The sequence below is a fragment of the Nitrospinota bacterium genome, from assembly GCA_035528715.1.
Taxonomy (GTDB): Bacteria; JADFOP01; JADFOP01; order DATKYB01; family DATKYB01; genus DATKYB01.
Genome location: DATKYB010000146.1, coordinates 1 through 11,918 on the forward strand (window position 1 = coordinate 1; position 11,918 = coordinate 11,918).

10 protein-coding genes are annotated in these 11,918 nt (G+C 34.6%); all 10 read left to right on the forward strand.

Annotated features, from left to right (window positions below):
• A partial coding sequence (gene mreC / locus VMW81_10230; protein HUU51316.1) for a rod shape-determining protein MreC occupies positions 1 to 558 on the forward strand: 558 nt, incomplete at its 5' end.
• Between the two features lie 10 nt (positions 559 to 568).
• Positions 569 to 1,069, forward strand: coding sequence for a rod shape-determining protein MreD (gene mreD, locus VMW81_10235; GenBank protein ID HUU51317.1), 501 nt, complete (start codon positions 569 to 571; stop codon positions 1,067 to 1,069).
• The gene (mrdA, locus tag VMW81_10240) at positions 1,042 to 2,916 is read left to right on the forward strand and encodes a penicillin-binding protein 2 (protein HUU51318.1); all 1,875 of its coding nucleotides are present in this window, start codon (positions 1,042 to 1,044) and stop codon (positions 2,914 to 2,916) included. The genes mreD and mrdA overlap by 28 nt, the downstream gene beginning before the upstream one ends.
• A gap of 35 nt (positions 2,917 to 2,951) precedes the next feature.
• Complete coding sequence (rodA, locus tag VMW81_10245; GenBank protein ID HUU51319.1) at positions 2,952 to 4,052, forward strand: rod shape-determining protein RodA; 1,101 nt, start codon at positions 2,952 to 2,954, stop codon at positions 4,050 to 4,052.
• A 67-nt stretch (positions 4,053 to 4,119) separates the two neighbouring features.
• The gene (locus tag VMW81_10250) at positions 4,120 to 6,666 is read left to right on the forward strand and encodes a TIGR03960 family B12-binding radical SAM protein (GenBank protein HUU51320.1); all 2,547 of its coding nucleotides are present in this window, start codon (positions 4,120 to 4,122) and stop codon (positions 6,664 to 6,666) included.
• Positions 6,667 to 6,738: 72 nt separating this feature from the next.
• Positions 6,739 to 7,503 (forward strand): hypothetical protein, encoded by a 765-nt coding sequence (locus tag VMW81_10255; GenBank protein ID HUU51321.1) that lies wholly within the window; start codon positions 6,739 to 6,741, stop codon positions 7,501 to 7,503.
• A gap of 155 nt (positions 7,504 to 7,658) precedes the next feature.
• The gene (gene dprA / locus VMW81_10260; protein HUU51322.1) at positions 7,659 to 8,774 is read left to right on the forward strand and encodes a DNA-processing protein DprA; all 1,116 of its coding nucleotides are present in this window, start codon (positions 7,659 to 7,661) and stop codon (positions 8,772 to 8,774) included.
• Positions 8,775 to 8,790: 16 nt separating this feature from the next.
• Positions 8,791 to 9,270 carry a DUF494 family protein gene (locus VMW81_10265; protein HUU51323.1) on the forward strand — a complete coding sequence of 160 codons (480 nt, stop codon included), beginning with the start codon at positions 8,791 to 8,793 and terminating at the stop codon, positions 9,268 to 9,270.
• 8 nt (positions 9,271 to 9,278) lie between these two features.
• Positions 9,279 to 11,537, forward strand: coding sequence for a type I DNA topoisomerase (gene topA / locus VMW81_10270; protein ID HUU51324.1), 2,259 nt, complete (start codon positions 9,279 to 9,281; stop codon positions 11,535 to 11,537).
• Positions 11,530 to 11,918, forward strand: a 389-nt coding sequence (locus tag VMW81_10275; GenBank protein ID HUU51325.1) for an FAD-dependent oxidoreductase, incomplete at its 3' end; no start/stop codon positions are given. The genes topA and VMW81_10275, both read left to right, overlap by 8 nt.

Here is an 11,918-nt window from a genome sequence, read left to right on the forward strand (position 1 = left end):
TTAAAAGCAGAAAAGAGTAGATTCTTGGAAATAGAGAAACAGTATAGCCGATTATTACAATTGTTAGATTTTAAAAAAAATTTTTCTTCAAAGATGTTGCTAGTGGAGGTTATCAGCAATGATCTCAACAGTTGGTTTAAAATTATCGTTGTGAATAGAGGGGCCAATAGCGGGATTAAAAAAGGAATGGCAGTGGTCTCAATAGATGGATTAATAGGAAGAACGGTTGAAGTAAACTCTAATACTTCGAAGGTTCTTCTGCTAACAGATTTTAGAAGTGCCGTAGATGCATTGATACAGAGGACCAGGGATAGAGGTGTTATAAAGGGGAAAAATACTAATATATTTGAAATGAAATATATTCCACTCAATGCTGATATTAAAGTTGATGACCGAGTCATCTCATCTGGACTGGGAGGTGTGTTTCCTAAGGGATTTCTCATAGGAACCGTCAGTAGGATAAAAAAGAAAAAGCAGAGCCTATTTCAGGAAGCTGAGGTCGTTCCAGATAGAGATCTTTCTGAGATAGAAGAGGTTTTTATCATTATAGAAAAATAGGGATTTTTTAATGTCTTATCTGTATTTTTTTTCACTTGTTTCAACTATATTTCTTGTACAAACCACATCTTTACACCACTTAGCAATCTATGGCATCCAGCCAGATTTAGTTCTCGTTCTAACAATCTATTTTTCTTTTAAGAGTAAAGGTGATAAAGGAATCATCATCGGTGCCTTGCTAGGTCTCTTACAGGATCTTTTATCAAGCGGCATTCTTGGTTTGAATTTTTTTACAAAAGGATTTATAGCCTTTTTAGTAGGAAACCTAAGAAATAATATAGCAATAGGCAATATCGTAACACAGGTTACCATAATATTTTTTTCTGCTCTATTCGAAGGTTTTCTAGTTATCGTCTTGTTTAAAATCTTTTTTCCCCAGGAGTATATATTAAAGATATTTTCAGGATTTGTTTTATACAGAGCTGTTTATTGTTCAGTTATTGGAATTCCTTTGATGGCTCTTTTTGATAAATTAGAAATAAAATGGTTGAGAAGAGAGGGTTTGATATAATGATGCCTATAGAGAGTCGAAAAACGAAGAGAACCAACGACAGAAGAGAAAAGAGATTTTTATTTATGTCATTAATCATTCTCCTCTTCACAATTCTGTTGGTTCGTATCTGGTATTTACAGATAATCAAGGGAGAGAGGTTTAGAAAACTTTCTGAAAATAACCGGATTAGGATAGTGTCTGTCAAAGCCCATAGGGGGAAGATTATGGATAGAGAAAGAAGAATAATTGCGGATAATCGACCCTCCTTTAATCTTTCCTTGACCCCTGAAGATATAAAGGTCAAGGATCTTCAAAAGATATTGGATTTATTGAATGAAAGGATTCCTCTATATAAGGAAAGGATTATAAAGAGAATCAGGTCTGTCTCCCCCTTTAAACCTCTGGTCATAAAAAGGGATATAGATAGAGATTCTGTTGCATTTATTGTAGAACATATATTTGATATTCCCGGGGTAGAGTTAAACATCGAACCCCTTAGAAGTTATCAATATAATGATTTGTCAGCTCATCTATTGGGTTATTTAGGAGAGATTGATGAAAAGGGCCTTCAGGAATCAAAAAATGGTTATCAGCTGGGAGACTTTATAGGACAGTTGGGGATTGAGAAGGTGTATGAGGCCTACCTTAAAGGTGAGAATGGAAAGAAGCAGGTAGAGGTTGATGCTTATGGTAGGGAGTTAAAACTGTTAATAAAGAAGGATTTTTCACCTGGTAACAATCTGATACTTACCATAGACATAAGGATCCAAAAACTTGCAGAAGAGCTATTGGATAATATGACAGGCAGTATAGTGGTCATGAACCCTCAAAATGGTGAAGTGTTAGCCATGGTGAGTAAGCCATCCTTTGATCCCAATCTCTTTGCTAAAGGGATTTCAAAAGAGGAGTGGTTAAATTTAGTGAGAAATGAAAAGCACCCATTACAAAATAGGGCTATTCAGGGACAATATCCCCCTGGTTCAGTTTATAAGATAGTAACGGCCATTGCAGGTTTAGAAGAAGGGATAATAACACCCAAAACAACTATTTTTGATAAAGGATACTTTTTCTTTGGGAACAGGGTGTATAGATGTTGGAAGGAGGGGGGACATGGGACTGTAAATCTTCATAAAGCCTTGGTTGAGTCATGTGATACATATTTTTATAAGGTAGGGAGTCAGTTAGGGATAGATACGTTAGCAAGGTACGCAAAGGGCTTTGGACTTGGGAAGAAAACAGAAATAGGTTTAGAAAATGAAAAGGAAGGGCTTGTTCCATCAACCCAATGGAAAAAGAGAGTAAAGAATGAACCCTGGTTTCCAGGAGAGACGATTTCTGCTTCTATTGGTCAGGGATATAATCTTGTGACACCTCTACAATTAGCAAGTTTAATGAGCTCCATTGCTAATGGCGGGATTAGATATAAACCGAAACTTGTTAAACAGATAGAATCACCAGAAGGTATAATATTATTTTCAAATCAATCGGAGATTATAGGTAGGATTCCTGCTAGGTCAGAGACTTTAAAGATAGTAAGAAAAGGCTTATTAGGAGTTGTCAATGATAATCATGGGACTGGAAGGAGGGCCAGTATAAAGAATATTCTTGTAGCTGGGAAGACAGGGACAGCCCAGGTTATAAGAATGAAGGAGAATGAACCTAAAGATAATCAAGAAAGGCTTCCCTATCACTTAAGAGATCATGGTTGGTTTGTTTGCTTTGCCCCATTTGAAAATTCTGAACTAGTAGTTGTAGTTTGTAGTGAACATGGTGGAAAACATGGAGCAAGTTATGCACCTCTAGCAAAAAAAATCATTCAGGAATATTTTAAATTAAAGAATTCTAGCGCTACAATATCAGATTGAGCTGAATAATGAGCAAGTAATAAAAAGGTGTTTTTATGATTGACAGAAGACTTATCGCGAATTTTGATTGGGGTTTGTTGATGATCACCATTGTTATTAGCACCATTGGCGTATTAATCATTTATAGTTCCGTCTATGGCAGAATAGAACCGAATCTCAAAGGAATATATATAAAACAGATTTATTGGATCCTTTGTGGATTATTTGGGATATTTTTTATTATCCTTTTTGACTATAACTCATTAGAAAGATATGTCTATTTTTTGTATTTTAGTATGATTTTTCTTCTGGTCTATCTCTTATTATATGGAAAGGTTGTAGCAGGTACTCAGAGATGGATATTTTTAGGCCCAATTTCTTTTCAACCATCAGAATTGATGAAATTGGTTTTGATTATCGTTCTTGCAAAACATTTTTCTAATCGAAAGAGATCAGATTCTTTATATCTAAGAGAACTCATTTTTCCTTTTATAATTGTTCTCATTCCATTTCTTTTAGTTGCAAAACAGCCTGATTTAGGAACCGCTTTTATGTTTTTCTTCATTTTCTTTACGCTCGTATTTATCGTTGGTTTAAAATTTAAAGCTTTTTTATACTTAATATTTACTGGTATGTTTTTTCTTCCTTCCATGTGGTTTTTTCTTCAAGATTATCAAAAAAAGAGATTGTTAACTTTATTAGATCCCTACGCCGATCCTCTAGGTGCGGGTTACCATAGTCTTCAATCGATGATTGCAATAGGTTCAGGGGGTCTATGGGGGAAAGGTCTTTTTGCAGGAACTCAGAGTCGCCTTAATTTTCTCCCTGCAAAACATACAGATTTTATATTCTCAGTGTTAGCTGAAGAATGGGGATTTATCGGGGCATTTACTCTGGTAATTTTATATTTAATTTTTTTACTCAAGGCTATTGATATCTCTTATCGATCGAGAGACGATTTCGGATATTATTTAGCCATTGGTATCGTTGGGATGATGGGTTTTTATATTATGATGAATATTGGGATGACTCTTGGAATTATTCCTATCGTAGGTTTACCTCTACCTCTTATGAGTTATGGCGGTTCCTCAATATTTACAACAATGTTGGCTGTGGGACTGTTATTAAGTATAAGGATGAGGAGATTTAAATATTAAACCCATCGTATGTTGGAAATATTATCTAACACTTATAAAGAATTACTCAGGATCAGTTATATTTTAAATGAATAAATATCAAGATATACTTTCCTATATAAGAAAACCATCAAGGTATTTAGGAGATGAGTTCAATTCGATCCACAAAGATCTCAAATCTGTAAAAACAAAAGTCGCTTTGATCTTTCCAGATATCTATGAAATTGGAATGTCTCATCTTGGATTAAAGATCCTTTATCATATATTAAATAAAAGACCTGACATAGCGGCAGAAAGGGTTTTTGCTCCTGATGTAGACTATGAATGTATCCTTAAAAAAAGGGGACTTCCCTTATCAAGTTTAGAGTCCAATCTACCTTTGAATCAATTTCATATTATAGGATTTAGCCTTCAGTATGAACTTACATTTACGAATGTATTAAATATCCTTCGCCTTGGAAACATTCCTTTAAAAAGTAGAGAAAGAAATAAAGATTGTCCATTGATCATTGCTGGAGGTTCTTCTGTTGCAAATCCAGAGCCTCTTGCAGATTTTATAGATGTCTTTGTGTTGGGAGATGGAGAGGAGGTCATATTAGAACTGGTAGATATCTATCAAGAATGTTTGGAGAATAAAGATACGAAAAAGGAATGTCTCGATAGATTATCTCAACTAGAAGGGATATATGTTCCCTCTCTTTTTGAAATCATTTACAAGGATAACAATGAAATTGATAGCATTAATCCTCAAAAAAATGGGTATCAAAAAGTGAAAAAGAGGATTTTAAGGAATTTGGATTCTGTAGAGTATCCTGTATCTCCTATTGTACCGTTTACAAAGATTGTTCATGACAGGATAGACATAGAGGTTGCGAGGGGATGTTACAGGAAATGTAGATTTTGTCAGGCCAATAGGGTTAAAAGCCCTTACAGGACAAGAGGCATTGAAAATATTTTTCATTTGGTTAACGAAAGCATAAAAAACACGGGTTACGAAGAAATTTCTCTCCATTCTCTCAATATTTGTGATTATAAGAATCTGGGGTTCATCATTCATCATTTAATGGACGGGTTATCTAAAGAACATATAGCCCTTTCTTTACCATCTTTAATGGTTGGGTTTTTAGATAGTGAGATTATTAAAAATATTCAAAAGGTCAGAAAGACAGGCTTCACTCTCGTAGCCGAGGCAGGTACAGAGCGTCTTAGAAGGCTTATCAATAAAGATATTTCAGAAGATAGATTATTAAAAGATGTAGAAGAAATCGTTAAGGCAGGATGGAACTCTTTAAAATTATATTTTATGATTGGATTACCTACTGAGAAGGATGAAGATATTGATGGGATAATAAGGCTCTGTTATGAAGTACTTCATATTATTAAAAAGCAAAGAGGAAGGCTTAAGAATATTAACGTCAGTATCTCGTCCTTTGTCCCAAAATCTCATACTCCCTTTCAGTGGTTTCCTCAGCATGAAATGAGTTTGTTGAAAGAAAAGTTAGAATATCTAAAAAGGCATTTAAAAAATAAAAGATTTACTCTTAAGTTTCATTCTGTGGAAATGAGTTTTTTAGAAGCTGTTTTTTCAAGAGGGGATAGAAGGTTGGGCGAGGTTTTGGTAAGGGCTCTAAATAAAGGTTGTCATTTCGATGGCTGGAAGGAACACTTTCGATATCAGAAATGGAAAGAGTCATTTTGCGACTCAGAAATTGATCCAAGATTTTATTCGAACAGAAAAATAGATCTAAACATTTTATTGCCGTGGCATCATTTAGATATAGGTATTAGTGAAGATTTTTTAAAAGATGAGTACTTTAAGGTTATTAATAATATTGACACATTTTCTTTGGTTCAACAGAACTTTGAAAATAAAACCAAAAATAAGTTAGAAATCGAGCCAAAGGATTTTTTCTTTGAGAAATCAGATACACAAAATCACAAGCATAAAATTCCTGTTCAGAGGATGAGGATTCAGTTTAAGAAGCTAAATAATATGAAATTTTTATCTCACCTCGAATTGATGAAGGTTTTCTATAGAGCATTAAAGAGGGCCCATATTGATGTTGCTTATACTTCAGGATTTCATCCAAGGCCAAGGATATCTTTTGGAATGGCCTTGCCTATAGGGGTTGAAAGTGTATGTGAATATTTAGATTTAGAGTTTTCTTCTTATATAGAACCTGAAGATTTTTTATCAAAGCTTAACCAAGCACTACCCAAAGGATTAGAGATTGTTTTGGCTAAGAATATCCCTCTTAAATCTCATAATATGATAACAGAAAAGGTTATCTACAATATAAACTTAAAAATGAATAACGTTGCAAATTATGATAGTATTTTAGAAGATTACAATCAAATGATAACTTCCTTTTTATCAAATAAAGAAATAGTGATTGGAAGGGAAAAGAATGATAGTTTTAAAAAAATAAGTATTAGACCTTTGATTATAGACATGCAAGCAATAAATATGAAAAAAAATTCAATTAATTTAGAATTGATATTAAAGATGAGGGAGTCTGATAATGTAAGGCCTGAAGAGGTCGTTAAGGAATTAAATCGGTCAAAAAAAATATATCCAGAGATGGATATTTTATCAATAAAAAAAGTTGGGATAAGCTTAAAAGATGACTGGTAAAGACGTTTTGTATTTATATCTAAGCAATGAGAGTCAAACTTTACTTAAAATTATTTATGAAAGGAGGAGATAATGAGAATAGAAAAAAGAAGACTCTTCAGTATATATTCTATTTTAGTAGCCACTTTTTTTATTTTAACAAGCAGTATAGATGGTAAGGCAAAAGAGGGTCATCTGTTTATTCCTAAAGATATATATGAATCAGCGGGCTACATTCTACCAAAACCAGATATAAAAAATCGAATTGTCGGTTCTTTAGAGAAAAAAGTGGATTTAAGTGAGCAAGATATTGTATTTATCGATATAGGAAAGAATAAAGGAGTTGTAATAGGTGATCAATATACCGTGTTTAAAATCGTAAAATCTGTTTCTCATCCTGTATCCAAAAAGGGCATAGGACATTTAGTAAGAATTTTAGGAATTTTAGACATACAGGTTGTCGGTGAAAAGAGATCAAGGGCTATCATCACCAAATCATATCATCCAATAAATGTCAATGATCCCATAGAAAAATATAAAGAAGCGGTGGAGGTGCCCTTGGATATTTCTCCTAAAAGTGCGATGACGGCATACATTGTTTCTTCCAAAGATCTCAAGACCGGATTGGGTACTGATGATATTGTCTATATTGACAAGGGATCTAAAGATGGTGTTAGAACTTTGGATATTTTTCAGATATTAGAAAAAAAAGAAGGAGGAAAGGAACAGATCGAGCCTCCTAAAGGAGAAATCATTATTTTATCTGTTCAAGACAATACAGCGACTGCAATGATCAGCAAGTCCACCAAACTGATAGAGACAGGTGATATGCTCCTCTATAAGGGTAGATCAAAATAAGAACCACTCCTTTAAAGATTCATTAAAAAAAACGAGTAGGACTTGACTATCTTTAAAGTCAATGTATAATGATGACCTTGTTGAATTTGGCTGAGAATTATTAGTAAAATAAATTCAATAAGTTACAGAGAATTATTAGTTAAGGTTCTCAAGTCATGGAAGAGCGTTTATGGTGGATAGCCCTTTATCTCGTTCCAGGTATAGGGGAAAAATTATTTAAAAGATTGATAGATCATTTTGATAGTCCAAGGAAGATATTCAATGCTTCTATGAAAGACTTAGAGATGGTCAAAGGGATAAGCAAGGAGATTGCTAATAAAATAAAATCTTTTGATATAGGTAAAACCTTGAAAAAAGAATTAGAATTAGTGAACAAGAACAATGTTAATATAATGATTTTAAAAGATAAAAAGTATCCTAAAAATCTAAGAAATATTTTTGATCCTCCCCCTCTTCTTTATGTAAAAGGTGAATTAAGAAAGGAGGATGACTTTTCAATATCTATTGTTGGTACTCGGACTCCTACAAGATATGGAAAGCTAACAGCGGAAAGATTAGCCTGGGAACTTGGCTCTCAAGGCCTTACAGTTGTAAGTGGTATGGCGAAAGGGATTGATAGCTATGCTCACGAAGGGGCACTATCAAGCGGAGGAAGATCAATAGCCGTATTTGGTTCAGGTTTAGATGTAGTCTATCCTTCAGAAAATAAAAAATTAATGAATAAGATTATTGATAATGGAGCGATCTTATCCGAGTTCCCTATGCAAACCAGACCGAACAGGGAAAATTTTCCTATTAGAAACAGGATTATTAGCGGTATTTCATTAGGCACGGTAGTCGTAGAGGCCGCTTCCAGAAGTGGTTCATTAATAACAGCTAAATTAGCACTGGAACAAGGAAGAGAGGTTTTTGCAGTACCAGGGAATATCAGTTCAGGAAAGAGTAAAGGAACAAATAGTCTTTTGAAGTTAGGGGCTAAATTAGTGGAAGGGGTAGATGATATTCTAGAAGAATTAAAACCACAATTAAGCCTTTATCCAGAGAAGAAGGTTAAAAATCAGAGTTGCCTGATAAAGAAGACTAAAAGTGAAAGACTTACAGAGGAAGAGGAGAAAATTTGCTCCCTTATAGGAGATGAGGGCAAGCATATTGATAGTATAATTATTGAAAGCTTATTACCTTCGAATAAAGTGGTTAGTATTTTAGCCAAATTGGAGTTAATGGGAATTATTAAACAATATTCTGGTAAGATGTTTTTCAGAAATCATTAGAAAAAGGAGATGTGGTTTGAAAGAAAGAATATTTGGAATTGTTAATCTAATCGTTAATCATATTTTAGAAAATGATGATCTGGATCATGAGAAGAATAATGTTATGGAGAACTTAATCTCCAAGGGATATAATCCAAACGAAATAATAGACGCCTTTACATGGATAAGAAGTTTTGCTACCAATCTATATAATGATATGCAGTTTGATAAATTTTATAATAAACCACATGCCTTTAGGATCTTAAGTGAAGAAGAAAGAATGCGATTTACAGTAGAGGCTTGGGGCTTTCTCATTAAGCTCAGAGAATTAGGGATAATAGATGATTCATTAAGGGAAGAAATAATTAATAAGGCTCTTTTAATCATAGATGACGAAGTTGATCTGGATGATATCATGATTGTTGCATCTTTAGCAGTATTCAGACAATCCTATCCTCTTTTCAAAGAGGAGTTTTTGGATCAATTTCAACACGGTAAAAACTATTTAATAAATTAAGATCAAAGATGTCAAAATCGCTTTTAATAGTCGAATCTCCAACAAAGGCCAAAACTCTTAAGAAATTTTTGGGTAATGATTATGATATCAAGGCCTCTGTTGGACATATTAAGGATTTACCCAAAAATAAGCTTGGAGTTAATTTAGAAAATAACTTTGAACCTGAATATATAACCATTAGAGGGAAAGGAAGGATACTAAAGGAGTTAAGAGGAGCTGCCAGTAAGGTGGAGACAGTATATCTTGCTCCAGATCCTGATAGAGAGGGAGAAGCGATTGCATGGCATATTTCCAAAGAGTTAAAAAATATCCCCCCAAAAAATATCTACAGAATACTTATCAATGAATTCACTCCTAAATCTATATCCCAGGCCTTTAAAAATCCTGGGAGGATCAATGAAGATAAAATATATGCCCAGCAAGCTAGAAGAATATTGGATAGATTAGTAGGTTACATGATTAGTCCCCTCCTGTGGAAGAAGGTTAAGAGGGGCTTAAGTGCCGGGAGAGTTCAATCAGTTGCCCTTCGTCTGATTTGTGAAAGAGAGAAGGAAATTACATCATTTGTTTCTCAAGAGTATTGGTCTATTACTGCCGAATTAGAGGGGAATAGCCTTCCACAGTTTCAGGCAAAACTGTATAAAATTGATAATGACAAGATAGATATAAAAAATGATAAAGATGCTGATAAGATTGTTGAGGATTTAAGAGAAAAGGAATTTATTGTTCATGATATAGAAAAAAAGAAGAAACAAAAGAAACCGTTGCCGCCGTTTATCACCAGTTCATTGCAGCAAGAGGCTTCCAGGAAATTAGGTTTTTCAGTAAAAAAGACAATGATCATTGCACAACAGCTCTATGAAGGTGTAGATTTAGCTGACCAGGGAACGGTCGGCTTAATCACCTATATGCGAACGGATTCAAACAGGATTGCAGTTGAGGCCCAAAATGAAGCAAGAAAGTTTATCATAAAAGAATATGGGGAAGAATATCTTCCAAAGAATCCTCCTATTTATAAAAGCAAGAAAGGTGCTCAAGAGGCTCATGAGGCCATTCGTCCAAGCTTGCCATTGCATCCCCCAGAAAGAGTAAAACCTTTTCTTAGTAAAGATCAGTATTCTTTATATACATTGATATGGAATAGATTTCTTTCAAGCCAAATGTGCCCAGCAATTATAGATTTCACAAGAATATATATCATGGCAGGTAAGTATCTACTTTTAGCGAGTGGTTCTGTTGTTGTCTTTCAAGGGTACACAAAAGTTTACGAAGAAGGAAAGAACAATAATAAAAAAACCGAAGACAATGAAGAAGATGTTTTATTGCCAGATTTAAAAAAAGGAGAAAGGTTGAACCTTATTGATATCGTTCCCCATCAACATTTTACACAGCCACCGCTTCGATTTACAGAAGCTACCCTTGTCAAGGAATTAGAAGACAAAGGTATTGGGAGACCAAGTACTTATGCCGCGATATTAAATACAATAAGAAATCGAGAGTATGTTGATGAAGAGAATAGAAAATTTCATCCTACTGAGCTAGGTATGATAGTTATGGAGTTATTAGTAGAAAATTTCCCCCGTATAATGGATATAAAGTTTACTGCAGAGATGGAAGACCGATTAGATAAAATCGAGGAAGGAAAGAAAGGATGGGTTGAGACCTTGAGAGATTTTTATTCACCTTTCTCTAAAAATTTGGACAGAGCTGAGAAGAATATGATAAATCTTAAAAAGGAGATTGAGCCAACAGATATAAAGTGTGAATGTGGAGATGAGATGGTTAAAAGATGGGGTAGATATGGATATTTTCTAGCTTGCCAAAAGTGTGGAAATACTCAATCAATAAAAAGAGAAGACACCTCAGATAAAAGGATTGAGGAAATGAGCAGTGAGAAGTGTGAAAAATGTGGCTCTTCCATGGTAGTAAAGAGTGGCAGATATGGAGATTTTTTGGCATGCAGTGAGTATCCAAAATGCAAATATACCAAGTCGATAACTTTTGGGGTCTCCTGTCCTGAGAAAGGCTGCAGCGGAAATCTTGTTGAGAGAAAAACCAAGAAAGGAAAAATATTTTACGGATGCAGTAATTTCCCTCGATGTAAGTTTGCCATTTGGGAAAGACCTATACCAATGAGCTGTCCTCATTGTAATCATGAATATCTCGTTGCAAGATGGGATAAAAAGGAGAAAAGAAATTTTCTCACCTGCCCTAATAAAGAATGTGGATATCGAGATGAAGGGGAGGGGGATAAAAAAGATGGGTGACATTATTGTCGTTGGTGGTGGTCTTGCAGGAGCTGAAGCCGCTTGGCAGATTGCAGAGAGAGGTGGAAAGGTGGAGCTGGTTGAGATGAGGCCTTGTAAGATGACTCCAGCACATAAGACCCATTTTTTAGCTGAACTTCTCTGCAGTAATTCTTTGAAGTCAGATGTGAACATCAGTGCTCCCGGTCTCCTAAAAAAGGAAATGAGATTACTTGACTCTTTGATTATAAAGGTAGCGGACGAAACAAGGATTCCTGCAGGGACCGCCTTGGCAGTCGATAGGCACCGATTCGCTTCAAAAATCACTCATATGATTGAGACCCATAAAAATATATCGGTAGTAAGAAAAGAGTTTCAAGAATTATCAAGCGATAACATTAC